The sequence below is a fragment of the Pararhodobacter sp. genome, from assembly GCF_036802785.1.
Classification (GTDB): domain Bacteria; phylum Pseudomonadota; class Alphaproteobacteria; order Rhodobacterales; family Rhodobacteraceae; genus Pararhodobacter.
The window spans coordinates 50,531-70,627 of sequence record NZ_DAIRVN010000009.1 but is presented as its reverse complement, the minus strand read 5'-3'; the positions used below and the strand labels follow the sequence as shown (position 1 = coordinate 70,627).

18 protein-coding genes are annotated in these 20,097 nt (G+C 64.3%); 7 read left to right on the top strand and 11 right to left on the bottom strand.

Annotated features, from left to right (window positions below; all coding sequences use genetic code 11):
* Nucleotides 1-34 precede the first annotated feature (34 nt).
* A complete protein-coding gene (locus V7Q53_RS05475; RefSeq protein ID WP_333827455.1) occupies nucleotides 35-2,110 on the top strand; it encodes a capsular polysaccharide biosynthesis protein in 2,076 nt (691 codons plus the stop codon).
* 363 nt (nucleotides 2,111-2,473) lie between these two features.
* Here the strand turns inward: V7Q53_RS05475 and V7Q53_RS05470 are convergent, their stop codons facing one another.
* On the bottom strand, nucleotides 2,474-2,995 hold the full coding sequence (locus V7Q53_RS05470; protein ID WP_333827454.1) for a peptidoglycan-binding domain-containing protein: 522 nt from the start codon (nucleotides 2,993-2,995) through the stop codon (nucleotides 2,474-2,476).
* A gap of 197 nt (nucleotides 2,996-3,192) precedes the next feature.
* Here V7Q53_RS05470 and V7Q53_RS05465 point away from each other — a divergent pair, with 197 nt between their 5' ends.
* The 4 genes from V7Q53_RS05465 (at nucleotide 3,193) to V7Q53_RS05450 (ending at nucleotide 8,251) form a co-directional block, all read left to right on the top strand.
* Nucleotides 3,193-3,516: a 2Fe-2S iron-sulfur cluster-binding protein gene (locus V7Q53_RS05465; protein ID WP_333827453.1), complete on the top strand. Its 324-nt coding sequence runs from the start codon at nucleotides 3,193-3,195 to the stop codon at nucleotides 3,514-3,516.
* Nucleotides 3,517-3,522: 6 nt separating this feature from the next.
* Complete coding sequence (locus V7Q53_RS05460; protein WP_333827452.1) at nucleotides 3,523-4,290, top strand: DnaA ATPase domain-containing protein; 768 nt, start codon at nucleotides 3,523-3,525, stop codon at nucleotides 4,288-4,290.
* A gap of 7 nt (nucleotides 4,291-4,297) precedes the next feature.
* A complete protein-coding gene (locus tag V7Q53_RS05455; protein WP_333827451.1) occupies nucleotides 4,298-6,487 on the top strand; it encodes an RNA degradosome polyphosphate kinase in 2,190 nt (729 codons plus the stop codon).
* Between the two features lie 93 nt (nucleotides 6,488-6,580).
* Nucleotides 6,581-8,251: a Ppx/GppA family phosphatase gene (locus V7Q53_RS05450; RefSeq protein ID WP_333827450.1), complete on the top strand. Its 1,671-nt coding sequence runs from the start codon at nucleotides 6,581-6,583 to the stop codon at nucleotides 8,249-8,251.
* Between the two features lie 8 nt (nucleotides 8,252-8,259).
* Here the strand turns inward: V7Q53_RS05450 and V7Q53_RS05445 are convergent, their stop codons facing one another.
* The 4 genes from V7Q53_RS05445 to scpA form a co-directional block, all read right to left on the bottom strand.
* A complete protein-coding gene (locus tag V7Q53_RS05445) occupies nucleotides 8,260-8,943 on the bottom strand; it encodes a molecular chaperone DjiA (RefSeq protein ID WP_333827449.1) in 684 nt (227 codons plus the stop codon).
* A gap of 102 nt (nucleotides 8,944-9,045) precedes the next feature.
* Nucleotides 9,046-9,531, bottom strand: coding sequence for a GNAT family N-acetyltransferase (locus V7Q53_RS05440; RefSeq protein WP_333827448.1), 486 nt, complete (start codon nucleotides 9,529-9,531; stop codon nucleotides 9,046-9,048).
* On the bottom strand, nucleotides 9,528-10,157 hold the full coding sequence (locus V7Q53_RS05435; protein WP_333827447.1) for a VOC family protein: 630 nt from the start codon (nucleotides 10,155-10,157) through the stop codon (nucleotides 9,528-9,530). Before V7Q53_RS05435 ends, V7Q53_RS05440 begins: the two co-directional genes overlap by 4 nt.
* A gap of 211 nt (nucleotides 10,158-10,368) precedes the next feature.
* On the bottom strand, nucleotides 10,369-12,507 hold the full coding sequence (gene scpA, locus V7Q53_RS05430; RefSeq protein ID WP_333827446.1) for a methylmalonyl-CoA mutase: 2,139 nt from the start codon (nucleotides 12,505-12,507) through the stop codon (nucleotides 10,369-10,371).
* 113 nt (nucleotides 12,508-12,620) lie between these two features.
* Between scpA and V7Q53_RS05425 the strand changes: the two genes are divergently transcribed.
* On the top strand, nucleotides 12,621-13,175 hold the full coding sequence (locus V7Q53_RS05425) for a DUF4174 domain-containing protein (protein WP_333827445.1): 555 nt from the start codon (nucleotides 12,621-12,623) through the stop codon (nucleotides 13,173-13,175).
* Nucleotides 13,176-13,259: 84 nt separating this feature from the next.
* Here the strand turns inward: V7Q53_RS05425 and V7Q53_RS05420 are convergent, their stop codons facing one another.
* The 6 genes from V7Q53_RS05420 to V7Q53_RS05395 all read right to left on the bottom strand — a co-directional run bounded on the left by V7Q53_RS05420 (nucleotide 13,260) and on the right by V7Q53_RS05395 (nucleotide 18,465).
* Nucleotides 13,260-15,263, bottom strand: a complete 2,004-nt coding sequence (locus tag V7Q53_RS05420; RefSeq protein ID WP_333827444.1) for an acetyl/propionyl/methylcrotonyl-CoA carboxylase subunit alpha — start codon at nucleotides 15,261-15,263, stop codon at nucleotides 13,260-13,262.
* Between the two features lie 105 nt (nucleotides 15,264-15,368).
* Nucleotides 15,369-15,575, bottom strand: a complete 207-nt coding sequence (locus V7Q53_RS05415; protein WP_333827443.1) for a hypothetical protein — start codon at nucleotides 15,573-15,575, stop codon at nucleotides 15,369-15,371.
* A 97-nt stretch (nucleotides 15,576-15,672) separates the two neighbouring features.
* On the bottom strand, nucleotides 15,673-16,077 hold the full coding sequence (locus V7Q53_RS05410; protein WP_333827442.1) for a hypothetical protein: 405 nt from the start codon (nucleotides 16,075-16,077) through the stop codon (nucleotides 15,673-15,675).
* Between the two features lie 90 nt (nucleotides 16,078-16,167).
* Entirely contained in the window at nucleotides 16,168-16,317 is a 150-nt protein-coding gene (locus V7Q53_RS05405; RefSeq protein WP_333827441.1) for a hypothetical protein, read from the bottom strand.
* A 226-nt stretch (nucleotides 16,318-16,543) separates the two neighbouring features.
* Nucleotides 16,544-16,936 (bottom strand): DUF6497 family protein, encoded by a 393-nt coding sequence (locus V7Q53_RS05400; RefSeq protein ID WP_333827438.1) that lies wholly within the window; start codon nucleotides 16,934-16,936, stop codon nucleotides 16,544-16,546.
* Nucleotides 16,933-18,465, bottom strand: coding sequence for an acyl-CoA carboxylase subunit beta (locus tag V7Q53_RS05395; protein WP_333827436.1), 1,533 nt, complete (start codon nucleotides 18,463-18,465; stop codon nucleotides 16,933-16,935). The genes V7Q53_RS05400 and V7Q53_RS05395 overlap by 4 nt, the downstream gene beginning before the upstream one ends.
* Nucleotides 18,466-18,836: 371 nt before the next feature.
* Here V7Q53_RS05395 and V7Q53_RS05390 point away from each other — a divergent pair, with 371 nt between their 5' ends.
* Nucleotides 18,837-20,048: a multidrug effflux MFS transporter gene (locus V7Q53_RS05390; RefSeq protein WP_333827434.1), complete on the top strand. Its 1,212-nt coding sequence runs from the start codon at nucleotides 18,837-18,839 to the stop codon at nucleotides 20,046-20,048.
* The last annotated feature ends 49 nt before the right edge of the window (nucleotides 20,049-20,097 follow it).

Genomic DNA, 20,097 nt, shown 5'->3' with positions numbered 1-20,097 from the left:
TCAACGCACCGCCCTGAACTCACTGGGCCAGACCATGCCTGCCAGACCCGCCCCTTCCCGGCTTTTCGCCTATAGCGGTGGGTTTCTTGGCCCCTCGGCGCAGGCCCGTACCATCCGTCGTATCCTTGAGTTGTCCGGCCACCGGCCCCGTCTGGGCTGGCCGGATGCCAATGATGCCGTCGCCGCCTGGGGCCACAGCCCCCGCGCCGCCCGGGCCGAGGCGGTGGCCGCGCGCAGCGGTGCCGCGCTCTGGCGGATCGAGGATGCCTTTATCCGCTCGCTCTTCCCCGGCAGGCTGCGCGGCGAGCCGCCGATGGGCCTGCTGATCGACCGCAGCGGCGTTCATTATGACCCCGCGCGCCCCTCCGATCTGGAAACCCTGCTGGCCACCCACCCGTTCGATGACGCCACCCTGATCGCCCGCGCCAAGCTCTGCATCGCGCGGATGCGCCACCTGCAACTGTCGAAATACAACGCCCATGACCCCGCCCTGGCTCCGCCCGCGCCGGGTTATGTTCTGGTGGTGGATCAGGTCAGGGGCGATGCCTCGCTGCGCCATGGCAGTGAAAGCGGGCCACTGCCCGAGGGCCTGTTCCGGGAGATGCTGGCGATTGCGCAGATCGAAAACCCCGGGGCGCGCATCCTTGTGAAAACCCACCCTGAAACGGCTGGGAACGCCCGGCTGGGCCATTTCACCACCGCCGATGCCACTGGCCCTGTCTCGCTGGAAACCAGCCCCCATGCGCCGTGGTCGCTGCTGGAAGGGGCGGTTGCGGTCTATACCGTGTCATCGCAACTGGGGTTCGAGGCGATTCTGGCCGGGCACCGCCCGCGCGTCTTTGGCCAGCCCTTCTATGCCGGATGGGGGCTGACGCAGGACGAGATGCCCCCGCAGCGACGGCGCCGCAAACTGACCCGCGCGCAGCTTTTCGCCGGCGCGATGCTGCTTTATCCGCAGTGGTACGACCCGCTGCGCGACCGCCTCTGCCCGCTGGAAGAGGTGATTGACCAGATGGAGGCCCGGCTGCAGGCCTTCCGTCAGGACAGGCACGGCCATGTCGCCTGCGGGATGCGGCTGTGGAAACGGCGGCAGCTGCAGGCGATGTTCGGGCGCGAGAAACCGCTCATTTTCGCCCGCACCCCGGAGGATGCCACGGCGCGCGCCCGCGCGACCGGGCGCGGGCTGATCGGCTGGGCCAGCGCCGTCCCCGATGACTTTCCCGGCCTGCGGGTTGAGGATGGCTTTCTGCGCTCACGCGGGCTGGGGGCGGCCCTGACCCCTGCGCAAAGCCTCGTGGTGGATGATCTGGGCATCTATTATGACCCGCGCCGGGAAAGCAGGCTTGAACGGCTGATCAGCGGGGCGCTTCCTCCCGGCGGGGGAGAAAGGGCGCTGGCGTTGGTCGCTGCAATAACCGGCGCGGGGCTGACGAAATACAACACCGGCAGCGATGCGGCGGGGCTGACGGAAAAGCTGCGCGCGCTGCGCGAGGCGCACCCCGGCGCGCCGGTGATTCTGGTGCCGGGACAGGTGGAGGATGACGCCTCGATCCGGCAGGGTGCTACCGGCCCCGTGCGCAGCAACCGCGCGCTGCTTGAAGCCGCGCGCCGGGAACACCCGCAGGGAATAGTGCTCTACAAACCCCACCCGGATGTCGAGGCCGGGCTGCGCCCGGGCGCTGTGCCGGATGCAGGGGCGCTCGCCGACCTGGTGATTGAGCAGACCGACGCCGCCACCCTGCTGGGGCTGGTTGACCTTGTCTGGACACTGACCTCGGGGCTGGGGTTCGAGGCGCTGTTGCGCGGCAAGCCGGTGACCTGTCTTGGGGCGCCCTTCTACGCGGGCTGGGGCCTGACGCAGGACCGCGCCCCGGTCCCCGCGCGCCGGATGCGCCCTGCCGGCCAGACCGGGCCCGGCCTTGCGGCACTTATCCATGCCACCCTGATCGCCTATCCCCGATACCTCGATCCGCTGACGGGCCAGCCCTGCCCACCCGAACTGTTGATTGAGCGGCTGGCGCAGGGCCAGACAGGCGCACCGCGCCCCGGCCTGCGTCTGCTGTCCAAGCTTCAGGGCGCGCTGGCCACGCATGCCGGGCTCTGGCGCTGACTTTACGTCTCAATCGTTGACCTGATTGCCGGCTTCGCCGAAGCCTCTTTGCCTGCCGCTTCGCGGCGCCGGGGGCGCTGCCCCCGCCCGTCCATCTGCGATGGCCGGACTCCCCCGGGATATTTCTGAACAGGTGAAGCAGGGGCGCGGCGCCCCTTTCATCTTGCCGGAAATACGCGGGGGGTGAGCGGCGTCTCGGGGGCCTTCCAGTGGAAGGCCCCAGCTTTGAGCGCCGAGCCCGTGGCCCGATCTGGAAAGAGGGGCCGGGGAATGGGCCGCAGGCCCAGAGGGGGCAACGCCCCCTGACACCTGAAAAAGAAACGGGGGCAAAGCCCCCTTGGCGCGGTTTTGGCCGTGCTGAACTCAGAACGCCTCGCGGCCCAGTGCCACAAGGCCCAGTTGCCGCGCACCATCCAGCGACAGCACGCCGCTGTCCAGCCCCTGCGGGCGCTGCCAGGCGCGCACGGCGTCGCGGGTCGCGCTGTCCATCGTGCCCGTGACTGCGCCGCTATAGAGCCCGCGCACCTGAAGCGCGCGTTGCAGCGCTGAGACAAATTCGCCGTCCATCTGATCCGGGCAGGGCACGGCGAAGAGGCGTTCCTCGGGCGCGCCGGTTTCGACCATGCGCTCGCGCGAGGCGATCACGGCGGGTTCGGTCACGCGCCCCTGTGCATCGATGCGCGCGGGGGTGATCACCACTTCGTCCAGAACCGGCCGGGTGCGGGCGGGGATTGTGTCGGTTGCCCAGCATCCGGCCTGCGCAGAACCCGACAGCCGGGGCTGAACCGTATCACCGCGCTGGGCCATGTCATGCGACTGGCCATTCTGGCAGGCGCCCAGTGCGAGGGTGGCCAGAAGAATCAGGAGGGCGGCGGGGCGGGTCATGGTGTATCGATTCGGTTTGTTGTTGCGCTATGGTAAACAGTCTAGTCAGCAAAAAAGGCGAAATCCGGGCGCGCTTCGGGCAGTCCGGGGGCCAGACCGGGGCATTCCTACGCCCGTTCCCCTCCCGGTGGACACTGGTAAAACCCGCGCGTCTGGCATATGTCCTGAGCCGGATTTCCCATGGCTGCGAGGACCATATGGCCAAGATTACCTATGTCGAGTTCAATGGCACCGAGCATGTTATCGATGTCGCACCGGGCCTGACGGTCATGGAGGGCGCGCGCGACAATGGCGTGCCCGGGATCGAGGCCGATTGCGGCGGCGCCTGTGCCTGCTCGACCTGTCATGTCTATGTCGCCCCGGACTGGGTTGACCGCCTTCCCGCGCGTGACCCGATGGAAGAGGACATGCTGGATTTCGCCTGGCAGCCTGACCCGGTCCGCTCGCGCCTGACCTGCCAGATCAAGGTGACCGAGGCGCTGGACGGGCTTGTTGTCAACCTGCCCGAAAAGCAGATCTGAGCCGCCATGCCCCAACGCCCCCCGCAAGGCACCCAATTGCCGCTGGGTCTGCCCACCCGGACAGCGCGGGGGCGCGCCGATTTTCTGGAGGCGCCGTCAAATGCGCTGGCGTTGGGGGCGATCGCCAACCCCGCCGGGCTGCCAGCGGGCAAGCTGGTGCTGACCGGCCCCTCCGGTGCCGGAAAGACCCATCTGGCGCATATCTGGGCCGCCGAAGCGGGGGCGCGGATCATTGACCCGCAGGCCCTGCCGGAGGCCCTGCCCGCGCTGCTGCATGCGCCCCCGGCGCCGGTGGTTCTTGATGACGCCGACAGGCTGGCGCGCGGCCCTGGCGAAGAGGCGCTTTTTCACCTGCACAACCATCTTCAGGCGCAGGGTCAGAGCCTTTTGCTGACCGCGCGCACCCCGGTGCGCGACTGGGGACTTTTGCTGCCCGACCTCGCCTCACGGCTGAATGCGGCGGCGCATGTGGCGCTTGCCCCGCCCGATGATGCGCTGCTGGCCGCCGTCCTGGTGAAGCTGTTCAACGACCGCCAGATCCGCATCCAGCCCGCGCTGATCGACTATCTTCTGCCGCGCATGGAGCGTTCGCTGGCGCAGGCCCGCGCGCTGGTCGCCCTGCTGGACCAGCGGGCACTGGCGCTTGGCCGGCCTGTCACCCGGGCACTGGCGCAGGAAATTCTGGCCGAAGCTGCGGACCTGCCCGCCAACTCCCCTCAGGATCAGCAAAATCTGCCAACGCCTTCACGGAACCGTCACAATTCGCAGCAATGATCGCCCCATGAACAAAGCTGACTTCCTCCACGCGTCTTTTCCTGAATCGATCGACCCGCCCGAGGGTTTCGATCCGGCCTCGCCTGACCGGTTCTTCAACCGGGAGCTGTCATGGCTGGCCTTCAACTGGCGTGTGCTGGAAGAGGCCTCGAACCCGCGTGTGCCGCTGCTTGAGCAGGTGCGCTTCCTGTCGATCTCGGCCGCCAATCTGGATGAGTTCTATACGGTCCGGGTTGCCGGTCTGCGCGAGCTGAAACGCTCTGGCAATATCCTGCCCTCGATTGACGGGCGCAGCTCGGAAGACCAGCTGGCGCTGATCAATGAGGATGCGCGCCAGCTGATGGCGGCGCAGCAGCGGACCTTTGGCACGCTGATCAGCAAGCTTCAGGCCGAGAATATCCATATCCTCGCCCGCGCCGACCTCAGCCCGCAGGACCGCGCCTTTCTGGGCGAATACTTTCTGGCCAATGTTTTCCCCATGCTCTCGCCGCTGGCCATCGACCCGGCGCATCCCTTCCCGTTCATCCCCAACGCGGGTTTCTGCCTTGCACTGCAGATTGAGCGGCGCGCCGACAAGTTCCGCCGCAACGCCATTCTGCCGGTTCCCCAGCAGATTGACCGCTTCATTCCGCTGCCGTCTGAAGGTGGCACCCACCGCTTTCTGCCGCTGGAAGAGTTGTTGCTGGACCAGCTTCAGGCGCTGTTTCCCGGCTACAGCGCGCGCAATTCCTGCGCCTTCCGGGTGCTGCGCGACAGCGACATGGAGGTCGAGGAAGAGGCCGAGGATCTGGTGCGCGAATTCGAGGTGGCGCTGAAGCGCCGCCGCCGTGGCGAGGTGGTGCGCCTGAAGCTGACCACTGACGCGCGGCCTGAACTGCGCAAGCTGATCATGGATGAGCTGGAGGTCAATGCGGACGAGGTGATCGAGGTGGATGGCCTGCTGGGCATGGCCGATATCAAGGAGCTGGTGCTTGACAGCCGGCGGGATCTGCAATGGCCCGTCTTCACGCCGCGCATTCCTGAGCGTGTGCAGGACCATGACGGCGATATCTTTGCCGCGATCCGGCAAAAGGACATGCTGCTGCACCACCCTTACGAGACCTTCGACATGGTGGTGCGCTTTCTGGAGCAGGCCGCGCGCGACCCCAATGTGCTGGCCATCAAGCAGACGCTCTACCGCACCTCGCGCGACAGTCCGATCGTTGCCGCGCTGTGCGAGGCCGCCGAGGCGGGCAAGCTGGTCACCGCTTTTGTCGAGCTGAAGGCGCGCTTTGATGAAGCCGCGAATATCCGCCAGTCCCGGCGGCTGGAGCGGGCCGGGGCGCATGTTGTCTATGGGTTCATCCATTACAAGACCCATGCCAAGATCAGCACAGTGGTGCGCCGTGAAGGCGACCGGCTGGTCACCTATACGCATTTCGGCACCGGCAATTACCACCCGATCACCGCGCGCATCTACACCGACCTGTCGCTTTTCACCTGCGACCCGGCGCTGGGGCGCGATGCGGCGCGGGTGTTCAACTACCTGTCGGGCTATGCCGAGCCCGAGAAGCTTGAAAACCTTGCGATTTCGCCCCTGACGCTGAAATCAAGGCTGCTGGAACTGATCGACGCCGAAGCCGCGCATGCCCGCGCCGGGCGCCCGGCACAGATCTGGGCCAAGATGAATTCGCTGGTGGAACCGGATGTGATTGACGCGCTCTACGCCGCGTCGCAGGCCGGGGTGCAGATTTCGCTGGTGATCCGGGGCATCTGCGGCGTGCGGCCGGGTATCAGGGGATTGTCCGAGAATATCCGCGTCAAATCCATCGTCGGGCGGTTTCTGGAACATTCGCGGATTGTCTGTTTCGGCTCCGGCTACGGGCTGCCGTCGGAAAAGGCGCGGGTCTTCATCTCGTCGGCGGACTGGATGGGCCGCAACCTGTTGCGCCGCGTCGAAACGCTGGTGGAGATCAACAACAAGACCGTCAAGGCGCAGATTGTGCAGCAGATCATGGCCGCAAACCTGCATGACGAGGCGCAGACATGGGTGCTGGACGGCACCGGGCGCTACAGCCGCAACCTGCCTGAACCGGGCTCCAGCGAAGACCGGCTGTTGTTCAACTGCCACCGTTTCTTCATGGAAAACCCCTCCCTTTCGGGGCGCGGTTCGGCGGGTGCGGGCGATGTGATCGAGCTGGCGCATGGCGAAGACTGATCCGCGCCGGTGCGCGACATGCGGTCACGGCGGTTGACGTTGCGCGGGCCCCATGCGTAGAACGACCCTGCGTGAGCAAAAAGGAAGCGCTGTATGACAGGCGACGGTCAGGCCGAAGCCCCCGCCACCCAGCCGAACCCCACCCCGATCCGTGGTTTTCATGGCCCGGCCCTGTTTCCGGATTCGCTGGCGCGGGCACTGGAGCGGGTGGGGGTGATCGATGTCGGATCAAACTCGGTGCGGATGGTGGTGTTTGACGGCGCGGCGCGTTCGCCCGCCTATTTCTTCAACGAGAAAATCCTTTGCGGCCTTGGCCGCGGCATGTCCGAAACCGGGCGGCTGAACCCTGAGGGGCGCGCGCGCGCCCTGTCCGCTATCCGCCGCTTCGCGCTTCTGTCGCGCGAGATGCATCTGACCAGCCTGACCATGGTCGCCACAGCGGCCGTGCGCGAAGCCGAAGACGGCGCCGATTTCAAGGCCGAGGTCGAAGAGGCGACCGGGCTGGAAATGCAGATCATCGACGGCACCGAAGAGGCCCGTCTGTCGGCGCAGGGGGTGCTTCTGGGCTGGCCCGGCGCAAGCGGGCTGGTATGCGATATCGGCGGCTCGTCAATGGAACTGGCCGAGATCGGCGACAACACTGTCGGTCGCCGTGTCAGCACCCCGCTTGGCCCCTTCCGCCTGCAGGAGGTTCCCGGCGGCAAGAAGGGTCTGCACGCGCATATCAACACCATTCTGACCGAATTGCGCGATCAGATCGGCACCAACCACAAGACCCTCTATCTGGTCGGCGGATCATGGCGCGCGCTGGCGCGGCTGGACATGGAGCGGCGCGGCTACCCGCTGACAGTGCTTCATGAATACGCCATGACGCCCAAATCCATCCGCAAGACCATCGACTGGCTTGAGGGGCAGGACCTCAAGAAACTGCGCGACCGCACCGGCATCTCGCCGGAGCGCATTCTGCTGGTGCCGCTGGCCACGGTGGTGCTGCGCCAGCTTCTGCACATTTTCCGCCCGCGCGAGATCCATGTATCCAGCTACGGTATCCGCGAGGGGGTGCTGTTTGAGCAGATGCCAGATGCCTTGCGCGCCCGCGATCCGCTGATCGAGGCCTGCCGCCATACCGAGGCCGCGAACGCCCGCCTGCCGGGGTTCGGGCGCCGCTTGTTCCAGTTCCTCATGCCGCTCTATCGCAATGCTTCGCCTGAAAAACTGCGGTTGATCAAGGCCGCCTGCCTGCTGCATGACGTGAACTGGCGCGCCCACCCTGACTACCGCTCGGAAAGCTGCTTTGACACGGCGACGCGCGCCAATCTTGGCGGGCTGGATCATAAGGGCCGGGTTTTTCTGGGGCTGGCACTGATGAACCGCTACAAGAACGGGGGCACCGACAGTCGGCTGACCCCGCTTCTGAAGCTGCTTGATGAGACCGATATCCTGCAGGCGATCATGCTGGGCCGTGCCATGCGCTTTGGCGCCATGTTCTCGATCAGCGGGCCGGATGCGGCGGGGGAGCTGCGCTATTTCCCCAAGAAAAAGCTGCTGGAAATGGTGCTGAAGCCGGAAATGCGCGACCTTTTCGGCGAGGTGGCCCAGCAGCGCTTCGCCGCGCTGGCGAAAACGCTGGGTGTGGCCACCAATGTCCGTGTGTCGCGGAATGCCACGAAACGCGATGCCGCCAGCGATGCGGCAAAACCCGAAGCGGACCCATACGAAGCGCCCCGGAACGAAGCAGACGCGCCCGCACCGGACCAGAACTGAAGCCGCGCTCAGGCGGCTTTCAGCGCCTGCACCTCGTCCCAGGCGTTGTTCAGCGCCGCCAGCCGCGCCTCGGCCAGCCGCACGGCCTCATCCGGAACACCGCGGGCGCGCAGGGCATCTGGGTGGCTTTCACGCACCATCCGCCGGTAAGCGCGGCGCGCGTCTTCAAGGCTGGCATCGGGTTGCACTTCCAGTAGCGCGAAAGGGTCCGGCGTGACGCCGGGCACGAACCGCGCCATCAATGCGTGAAAGCACGGCCCTTCCAGACCAAAGATCGTGGCAACCTCGCGCAGAAAGGCCTCTTCCTTGGGGTGAAAGCTGCCATCGGCAATCGCCACATGGAAAAGCCCCTCCATCAGATCGCGCAGAACCGGGTCGCGCGGGGGGAACATCGCCGCGATCTTGCGCGCATAGGCATCGAACCCGGCAACATCCTGCCGCGCCAGATTGAACACGCGCGCAGCATTGGCCTCTTCTTCCGGGGGGATGGTGAAAACCCGGCGAAAGGCCGCAACCTCGCCCCGCGTCACTTCGCCATCCGCCTTGGCAAGCTTGGCACCCAGCGCGATGACACCGATGGTAAAGGCAACCGAGCGCTCGGGCGCCAGACGCAGACGGTCAAGCACCGCGCTGAAGGGCTCGCCTGCGGCCAAGGCCGCAAGCGCGGCGGTGATGCGGGACCAGATCGACATGCACCCAGTTTACCCCGCTGCGCGGGCCAAGGGAAACGCTTTCGCAGGTGCAGCACGACAGGGCACCGTGAAGGGCAGGCCGGCCGGCAAGAAATAGGCGCTTCAGAGCAGCTTTTGCATCAGCACCAGATCGTGAAAGCGGCCGAACTTCCAGCCAGCATCGCGCAGACGGCCCGCCTCGGTATAGCCCAGCCGTTCATGAAACCGGAGACTTTCGTGATTCGAGGCCGAGACCGCGCCGATCAGGCTGCGATGCCCCTGCGCGCGGGCATCCTCTTCCAGCGCCGCCATCAGTTGCCGCCCCAGCCCCCTGCCCCGCGCCTGTTCCGAGAGGTTGATGGAATGCTCCATGGTGCGCGCATAGCCCAGACCGGCGCGGAACTGGAAATAGCTGGCAAAGCCCAGAACCTGCCCCTCTGCCTCAGCCACGAAAAACGGATTCCCCTCAGCCGCGCGAGCGGCGAGGGTGGCGATGATATCGGCCCCGGACTTTTCAACCGGGTTGAAGGTAACCACCGTGTCACGGATGATCGGGTTCCAGACGGCGGCTATCGCGGCGGCGTCGGCCGCAAGCGCAGGGCGGATCATGCGAGTATCCGTACCCCCTGCGGCGTGTCGAATTCGGCGGCCAGTGCGGGCTCGGCACCCAGTGTGATCACCAGCCGCTCATCGGCAATCAGCGGCGCCAGCGCCGCGCGCAGGGCCCCGGCATCTGGGTGGCTGACCACCAGCCGCCGCAGCCGGACACCCCGGTCCGGCAGGCTGTCAGCGGGATGAGCCGCGCCCTGCCAGCCGATCAGCGCGGGAAACACCCCGCCATAGGGCAGCCAGCCGCTTTCCGGCACGGCCATGGACCATTTCAGCGCGCCGCGCGCAAAGTCCATCGGGCGGCCAACACCCTGGGGCGCCAGCGCCAGCGCATCGCCCAAGGCCTCCGCCCCGCCTTCGGCGCGGGCGATCCACGCGCGCGGGCGCGGCGGGCCGGCAAAGTCATCCAGCGCGAACCAGCGCGGCTGGGGCGGCGGTGGCGCGCCGGGATCAATCGCGATGACCTCAAGATATGCGCCCGGCCCCAGCGACAGAAGCCGGTTATGGGTGCCCATAGCCGGATGAACGCCGCCCGGCTCCAACGGAACACCCAGCACATCGGCGACTGCAGCCGCACCGCTTTCCAGCGCCTCCGCCCCTATGGCAAGATGATCAAAACACAGCAAGGTGCCGCCCCTTCTTTGTCAGAGGTCCGAATGTGACCCCGGATCAGCCGCCAAGGCAAGGCGGGAATGGCTGTGTCGGCGGTAATCGTCCGGGTTTCTGCCCGGGGGCGGCGAGGGGGGCGTTGCCCCCTCTGGGCCTGCGGCCCATTCACCCCCAGCGTATTTATGGCAAGATGAAAGCAGACCGCCCGCGGCGCTCAGCCCTCAGCCCTCAACCTCGTGTCTCGCGGATCAGCCGCAGGATGTCGCGCGCGGCGCCCGGAATGTTGGTGCCCGGCCCGAAGATCGCCTTGACCCCGTGGTCATAGAGATACTGGTAATCCTGATGCGGGATGACGCCGCCGCAGATTACCAGAATATCCCCGGCCCCGGCGGCCTTCAGCGCCGCGATCAGCTTGGGCGCAAGGGTTTTGTGGCCCGCCGCCTGACTGGAAATGCCGATGACATGGACATCGTTGTCCACCGCATCCTGCGCGGCCTCTTCCGGGGTCTGGAACAGTGGCCCCACATCGACATCAAAGCCGATATCGGCAAAGGCCGTGGCGATCACCTTGGCGCCGCGGTCATGACCGTCCTGCCCCATCTTGACCACCAGCATCCGGGGGCGTCGGCCCTCAGTTTCGGCGAAATCCTCGACATCGCGCTGGATCGCGGCGAAGGCATCGTCGCCCTCATAAGCGGCGCCATAGACCCCTGCGAGGGTTTTCACCTCGGCGCGGTGGCGGCCAAAGACTTTCTCCATGCTCATGCTGATCTCCCCGACCGAGGCGCGCGCGCGCGCCGCTTCCACCGCCGCTTCCAGAAGGTTGCCACCCTCGCGCGCGCGGCGCTCAAGCTCGGCCAGCGCGGCTTCGCAGGCGGCGGCATCGCGCGTGGCCCTGATGCGTTCCAGCCGGGCGATCTGGGTGTCGCGGACACGAGCATTGTCGATGTCCAGAATGTCGATCGGGTCTTCCTTGGCGAGGCGATACTTGTTCATCCCGACAATGACCTCTTCGCCGCGATCAATCATCGCCTGCCGGCGCGCCGCCGATTCCTCGATGCGCAGCTTGGGCATGCCGGTGGCGACAGCCTTGGTCATCCCTCCTACTTCTTCAACCTCACCGATCAGTTTCCACGCCGCTTCTGCCAGGTCCGCTGTCAGTTTTTCAACATAATACGATCCGGCGAGCGGATCGACGACCTTGGCCACTCCGGTCTCTTCCTGAAGGATAAGCTGGGTGTTCCGCGCGATCCGGGCGGAAAACTCGGTGGGCAGGGCGATCGCCTCATCCAGCGCATTGGTGTGCAGCGACTGTGTGCCGCCAAGCGCCGCCGCCATCGCCTCATAGGCGGTGCGCACCACATTGTTATACGGGTCCTGCTCCTGCAAGGAGACGCCCGAGGTCTGACAATGGGTGCGCAGCATCAGCGAACCCGGCTTTTTCGGATTGAACTCAGACATGATCCGGTGCCACAGCAACCGCGCGGCGCGCAATTTGGCGATCTCCATGAAGAAATTCATGCCGATGGCGAAAAAGAACGACAGCCGCCCGGCAAAGGCGTCTACATCCATGCCCCTCGCCAGCGCCGCACGGACATATTCACGCCCGTCGGCCAGCGTAAAGGCCAGCTCCTGCACCAGATTGGCGCCCGCTTCCTGCATATGATAGCCGGAAATCGAGATCGAATTGAATTTCGGCATCTCGGCGGCGGTATATTCGATGATATCGGCGATGATCCGCATCGATGGCTCAGGCGGATAGACATAGGTGTTGCGCACCATGAATTCCTTCAGAATATCGTTCTGAATGGTGCCCGAAAGCAGGGAACGGTCCACACCCTGCTCTTCACCAGTAACAATGAAACTGGCGAGAATCGGAATAACCGCACCGTTCATGGTCATGGAAACGCTGACTTTATCCAGCGGGATACTGTCGAACAGGATCTTCATGTCCTCGACCGAGTCGATCGCAACACCCGCCTTGCCGACATCGCCCTCGACGCGCGGATGGTCGCTGTCATAGCCCCGGTGGGTGGCCAGATCGAAGGCGACCGATACGCCCTGCTGCCCCGCCGCCAGCGCCTTGCGGTAGAATGCGTTCGATTCCTCGGCGGTGGAGAAACCGGCATACTGCCGGATTGTCCAGGGCCGCCCGGCATACATGGTCGCGCGCACGCCGCGCGTGAACGGCGCATGGCCGGGGATTGTGCCCAGATGATCCAGCCCTTCAAGATCGGCCTCAGTATAGAGGGGTTTGACCGGAATGCCCTCAAGCGTTTCCCAGATCAGGCTGTCCGGGCTGCGCCCCTTGAGCTCCTTTTCGACCAGCTTTGACCAATCGGCTAGGTTGGGTGCTTTATCGGTCATGGCATCATCCTTTGTCCATTCACGCCACGGCACAGAGGCATCGCAGCAAATTCCACGTCATCTATGGTGTTTTCCCGGCGAACTTGCCTATATCTATGGCAACAGGAGGCCATATGACCTTGCCGATAAAACCAGTTCTGCTTGCCCTCGCCATCGCTGCCCTGCCCTCGGGCATGCTGGCCGCCGATGTGCTGCCCGAAACCGCGGTGGCCCAGACGGGCGCGACGGTGGAGAGCGCGGCGCCCCTCGCTGACGAAGCATTGCCCCTTCCTGACGAAGAGGAAGTGGTAACGCCTGAGGGGCTGCGCATCATCGATGCCACCGAGCTGGACCCAGAGGCGTTCCTGTGGGAATGGCGGATACTGGCGGTAATGGCCGACACCCCGAACGACCCCGCCTTCATCCGGCAGATGCGCGACATCAACGAGCGCGCGCGCGATCTGTTCGAACGCGATGTGGTGGTGGTCACCGATACCGACCGCAACTCCGGCAGCGCGCTGCGCCAAAGGCTGCGCCCGCGCGGCTTCATGCTGGCGATTATCGACAAGGATGGCGAGATCAAGCAGCGCCGCCCTGCCCCGCGCGATGTGCGGGAGCTGAACGCGGTGATCGACCGGTTCCCGCTGCGGCGGCAGGAGATGATGGAGCGGCGGCCGGCCGGGCGGTAGCAAGGGGGCTGCCGCCCCCCGTCGGCTTGCGCCGCCTCCCCCCGCGCGTATTTGCGGCAAGATGAATGGGCGCCGGGGTTCATCTTATTCGAACTCCATGATCACATCATCCACCGCCAGTGAGCCACCGACACTGGCGTTGATCTTCTTGACGATGCTGCGGCGTTCGGCGCGCAGGATGTTTTCCATCTTCATCGCCTCAACCGTGCAGAGCGCCTGCCCCTCGAACACTTCCTCCCCCTCAGCCACCGCCAGTTTGACGATCAGCCCGGGCATGGGGCAGAGCAGCAGTTTCGAGGTGTCAGGCGGCAGTTTCTCGGGCATCAGGGCAGCGAGAACGGATTGGCGGGGCGTGCGGATATGCACCTTCAGATCCGCCCCGCGCAGCCGCAGCCGGTAGCCGCCGGTGATGCGGGCCACCTTCAGCACCAGCGGCTCACCCTCCACCAGCAGGCGCGCCAGTGGCTGGCCCGGCGCCCAGTCGGATTCAACGCGCAGGGTGTCGCCGCCCTCAAAGCTGACGGTTGCGCCGGATCTGTCGGCGCGGACCGTGAGCGGCAGGTTCCTGCCCTGAAGGCTGACCACCCAGTCATCGCCCACCTTGCGCTCATGGTTATCCATCCGGCCCGAGATGCGCGTGCGGCGGATTTCGGCCACGCGGTTCATCGCCGCTGCGGCCGCCGCGACCCTGAGAAGCATGCTGTCTGAAGGGGTAACGCCCTGAAAACCTTCGGGATATTCTTCTTCGATAAAGGCCGTGGTGATGTTGCCCGACACAAAACGCGGATGCTCCATCACGGCGGAACAGAAGGGAAGGTTATGGCCGATCCCCTCCACCTCGAAGGTATCCAGCGCCAGCCGCATCTCTTCGATCGCAGCCTCGCGGGTGGCACCCCAGGTGCAGAGCTTGGCGATCATAGGGTCATAATACATGCTGATCTCGCCGCCCTCAAAGACGCCGGTATCATTGCGCACGATCCCGCCGGTGGCGGTGGTGCCCTCAACCGGCGGGCGGTAGCGGGTCAGGCGACCGATCGAGGGCAGGAAGTTGCGATAGGGGTCTTCGGCATAGAGGCGGCTTTCCATCGCCCAGCCCTTGATTTTCAGGTCTTCCTGCGTGAAGGGCAGCTTCTCGCCAGCCGCGACGCGGATCATCTGCTCAACCAGATCGACGCCGGTGATCAGCTCCGTCACCGGGTGTTCCACCTGCAACCGCGTGTTCATTTCGAGGAAATAGAAATTGCGGTTGCCATCGACGATGAACTCAACCGTGCCCGCGTTGGTGTAGCCCACGGCCCGGGCCAGCGCGACGGCCTGTTCGCCCATGGCCTTGCGCGTGGCATCGTCCAGAAACGGTGAGGGCGCCTCTTCGATGACCTTCTGGTTGCGCCGCTGGATGGAGCATTCGCGCTCGAACAGATAGGTATAGTTTCCGTGCTGATCGGCCAGCACCTGAATTTCGATATGGCGCGGCTGCGTCACGAATTTCTCGATGAAGATGCGGTCATCGCCGAAACTGCTTGCCGCCTCGTTCTTTGAGCTCTGGAAACCCTCGCGCGCCTCGTCGTCGTTCCACGCGATGCGCATGCCCTTGCCGCCACCGCCGGCCGAGGCCTTGATCATCACCGGATAGCCGACCTGCTGCGAGATCGTCACCGCCTCTTCCGCGTCCGAGATCAGGCCCATATAGCCCGGAACGGTGCTGACCCCGGCCTCGGCGGCGATCTTCTTGGAGGTGATCTTGTCGCCCATCGCCTCGATCGCGCCCGAGGGCGGGCCAATGAACACCACGCCTTCTTTCTCAAGTGCGGCGGCGAAGTTCATGTTTTCCGACAGAAAACCATAACCCGGATGCACCGCCTCAGCCCCGGAGGTGCGGACCGCCTCCATGATCCTGTCGATCACGATATAGGACTGGTTGGCGGGCGCCGGTCCGATATGCACGGCCTCATCCGCAAGCCGGACATGGAGCGCGTTGCGGTCAGCATCGGAGTAAACCGCCACCGTCCGGATGCCCATCTTGCGCGCCGATTTGATCACCCGGCAGGCGATTTCGCCACGGTTCGCGATCAGGATCTTCTTGAACATTCTCTCTCCCTCAGCCCGCGCGGGCCCCTCGAACGACGGAAACGAAAAACCGCCCGGTCCCCCAAGGGGCCGGACGGCATGACTGGTAGCAGTGGGGCGCTGGGGTCAGCGGCGGCAGCGGCCCGGATTGGCCTGACAGAACAGCACGTTGCCACCGGCACCGACCGCAGCACCGACGATCGGATCGCCGCCGAGGACGGCGCCGCCAACAGCACCGGCACCGCCGCCGATAAGCGCCTGTTCACCGGCCGTATTGCCGCATGCGGCGAGCGTTGCGACAGTTGCGAGCGGCAGAAGGATGGTTTTCCACATGAGACCGGGACTCCGTTGTTGCGTTCCTTGCCAAAACGCGCAGAACGCATGCCGGTTCCACAACCCCCGGGAAACTGCCGGAAAACCGCCGACGCCATCACCGATCGTCCTCGTCGCCGTCATCCCATGCGTCGCCGTCGGGTGCGAATTCCCCGTCACCTGCGAATACCTCGGGAAAGCTGACCTGCGCGACAGAGACATTGATACGCAACAGCGCCTCGTAGCTTTTGGCGTCAAAGGGCTGCTCGGCAGGCACCACTTCGCGGCCGAACAGCCATGACAGGCGCCCGGCATCCAGATTGCCACGCTCAAAGGGTTCTTCTCCGAAGTGTTCCCAGAGGGCCGCCATGAAGCCCTGATCGGCGCGACGGTCGGCATAGCGCCGGTCAGCAAAGCGCTTGCGCTCGATCAGAGGCGACGCGCCGTCCTTGTTGCCGCGACGGATGACAAACTGGAAATCGGTGCCGGGCAGGCGCCCGGGAAAGCCGCGGTGCTTCAGCATGGGAAAGCCTCCCTGCCGGAAACCGCGCAGACAACAAACGACAGGGCGGTCGCCCGCCCTGCCTGAAGGGTCACGCCCCGCTGATAGCGATCAGCGGTATTTCGAGCTGGCAACCGGCTCCTGGTAGATCGGCTGAACCGGCTCGACGATGGTGAATTCTTCCTGCCGATTCTGGTTGCAGCCAGCAAGAATGGCCAGGCTGAACGCAGCTGCAACGGCAGTGATAAGGGTCTTGGACATTGAGGTCTCCTGCTCTCTTCGTTCCCCGGTCGCGCCGCAACTGCGCCCCGCCGGTTGATTTGATTCACACATGCCTTGCTGACAGTGCTGTGCCGGAGATTAGCGCGTTTCAATGGGTTGTGCCAGTTTTTTGATGTGAGCGAATCGGTGGTTTTACCTGCCTGTGGCGCTCCGGCATCAGCCGGTGCCGCACCGCGGCAGAAGTCGTCAATATCTAGTGAAAGCATCAGAACTCGCTCCATATGCAGTCTTGTCCGGCCGCGATGAATCCTTCGAAATACTGAACGACCTCGGAATTCATCACGCCAAATTCCACGGGCTCAGAAGCGAAAGAAATCACCAGTTCTTCACTCCCGGGATGAAGGGCCTGTTGCACCGGCAAGGCAAAATCGCGGCAAAGCACCGTCATGTCTTCCAGAATGCTGGCGCTGTCAGCCCCCTCCGCCGCGATCCATGGCGCAACGAAGCGAAAGCGGCTTGTCGCTCCCTCAGAATCCCACAGGATTTCCTGCACGATCACTTCATTGCCCGAAGGCAGCACCAGCCGCTCCTGCGCCGCAAGCGGCACCGAGAGACAGCACAGAAGGACAGCCAGAGAAGAGTGGATAAAATGGGTCATAGCGGGATATTATCGTGCTTTTTCCAAGGGTTTGTCAGCTTCTTGTTGCGCAGCGAGGCAAACGCCCGGCACAGACGCTTGCGCGTTGACTGCGGCATGATCACCTCATCAATGAAGCCCTTTTCAGCCGCCACGAAGGGGTTGGCGAAGCGGTCTTCGTAATCCTTGGTGCGCGCCGCGATCTTTTCCTTGTCGCCCAGTTCTGAGCGGTAAAGGATTTCCACCGCGCCCTTGGCCCCCATCACCGCAATCTCGGCGGTCGGCCATGCATAGTTGAAATCACCCCGCAGGTGTTTGGATGCCATGACGTCATAGGCCCCGCCATAGGCCTTGCGGGTGATGAGCGTCACTTTCGGCACTGTCGCCTCGCCATAGGCGAACAGCAGTTTCGCACCGTGCTTGATCACCCCACCATATTCCTGCCCCGTGCCGGGCAGGAAGCCGGGCACGTCAACAAAGGTCAGAATCGGAATTTCAAACGCATCGCAGAAGCGCACGAAGCGCGCCGCCTTACGCGAGCTGTCGATATCCAGACAGCCCGCCAGCACCATCGGCTGGTTCGCCACCACACCCACCGTGCGCCCCTCAAGGCGGATAAAGCCGGTGATGATGTTCTTGGCAAAATCGGTCTGGATTTCATAGAAATCCCCCTCATCCGCGACCTTCAGGATCAGCTCCTTCATGTCATAGGGCGTGTTGGGGTTGTCCGGGATCAGCGTATCGAGGCTTTCATCAATCCGCGCGGGATTATCGAAAAACGGCCTGACGGGCGGCTTTTCACGGTTGTTGAGCGGCAGGAAATCAATCAGGCGGCGCACTTCGATCAGCGCCTCGACATCATTTTCAAACGCCCCGTCAGCAACCGAGGATTTTTTCGTATGGGTCGAGGCCCCGCCCAGTTCCTCCGCCGTGACGATCTCGTTGGTGACAGTTTTCACCACATCAGGGCCGGTGACGAACATGTAGCTGGAATCGCGCACCATGAAGATGAAGTCGGTCATTGCCGGGCTATAAACCGCCCCGCCCGCGCACGGCCCCATGATGACCGAGATTTGCGGCACAACGCCCGAGGCCATGATATTGCGCTGGAACACATCAGCATAGCCCGCAAGGCTGGCAACGCCTTCCTGAATACGCGCGCCGCCTGAATCGTTCAGGCCGATAACCGGCGCGCCGTTCTGAAGCGCCATATCCATGATATTACAGATCTTCTGCGCATGCGTTTCCGAGAGCGAGCCGCCGAAGACCGTGAAATCCTGACTGAAGACATAGACCAGCCGCCCGTTCACCGTGCCCCAGCCCGTTACCACCCCGTCACCTGAAGGGCGCTCCTGGTCCATGCCGAAATCGGTGCACCGATGCGCCACGAACATGCCGAACTCTTCAAACGAACCTTCATCAAGCAACAGCTCGATGCGTTCGCGGGCGGTCAGTTTGCCCTTGGCGTGCTGCGCATCAATCCGGCGCTGACCGCCGCCCTGGCGCGCCGTCTGGCGACGGGCCTCAAGTTCGTGCAAAATGTCCTTCATGGTGCCCTCCTCGGATTCAGGGTGCAAAATAGGCGTGTGGGGCCGGAAGCGAAAGCAGAAATAAGAAAATTTGCAAACCAATCTGCAAGAGATGCTTGCTAATTGAATAATTGCAAAGCATCGAAGGTTTCGCAGAGCGGCGGCACAGGCTGGCAGGATGCCCTTTTCCCCTGAGCACCGTCAATGTCGCTTCCCGTCTGCGTTGTCACTAACGGATTGCTGCTGCCTTCCGATATTTCCGCCGCCACCTGACGCTCCGGTGGAACGCTCTTTCAGGCGTTCCCGTCATTGCGGAGTAAGGTTCATCTTTCGCAAACGGAACTGAGAGCCCTCTGGACTTCCGCAGCGGGCGAAAATACACTTGTGAAGTTATGAGCAAGCCCCCTGGCCGGTTTCTGGACCGCACTTCGCCCCCGCATATCGCCACGCTGATCCTGATTGCCGGACTTTCAGCCCTGTCGATGAACATCTTTCTGCCGTCACTGCCCAACATGGCGGTGTATTTCGGCGTGGAATACGGGGTGATGCAGCTTTCTGTCTCGCTCTATCTGGGCGTCAGCGCGGTGCTGCAAATCCTGATCGGCCCGTTGTCAGACCGCTATGGCCGGCGCAATGTGCTGCTGGTGGCGATGGGCCTGTTCGTGCTGGCCAGTGTCGGCACGCTGCTGGCCCCGAACGCAGAAGTTTTCCTTGTTTTCCGTATGGGACAGGCCGTCATCGCCACCGCCATGGCGCTCAGCCGGGCGGTGGTGCGCGACATGGTCGATGAGGCGCAGGCGGCCTCGATGCTGGGCTACGTCACCATGGGCATGTCCATCGTGCCGATGTTGGGGCCGGTTGTCGGCGGGGTGGTGGACGAGATTTTCGGCTGGCAGGGCAACTTCGCGCTGCTGCTGCTGGCGGGGATTCTGGTCATGGCGCTGACATGGGCTGATCTGGGCGAAACGGCGGGAACCCGGCCAACCAGCCTGATGGCGCAGATGCGCGATTACCCGGAACTTTTCGCCTCGCCCCGGTTCTGGGGTTATGTGATGTCCTCCAGCTTTGCCTCGGGGGTCTTCTTCGCCTTTCTGGGCGGCGCGCCCTTCGTCGGCACCGAAATCTACGGGCTGAGCCCGACAGCGCTGGGTGGCCTCTTTGCCTTTACGGCACTGGGCTATGCGGCGGGCAACTTCCTGTCCGGCCGCTTTTCGATGCGGATGGGGGTGAACCGGATGATCCTGGTGGGGGCGTTCATCACCCTTGCGGGGCTGGTGCTGCAGGCGGCCGTGCTGGCTGCGGGCGTGGCGACGGCCTTTGTATTCTTTGGCTGCTTCCTGTTTGTCGGCATCGGCAACGGCATGGTGCTGCCCAATGCAACGGCAGGCATGCTGTCGGTGCGCCCGCATCTGGCCGGCACGGCATCGGGGCTGGGCGGGGCGATCATGATCGGCGGGGGCGCGGCGCTTTCGGCGCTGGCGGGCATGCTGCTGGTGCCCGGTTCAGGCGCCTGGCCGCTGGTGCTGATCATGCTGGCAAGCGCCCTCGCCTCGCTTCTGTCGGTTTTCGCGGTCATCCGGCGTGAGCGCAACAGCCGCGGCTGAAAGGGCTTGGCAAACAGGCTTTGCAAAGCTACCCCCGGTGTATTGCAAA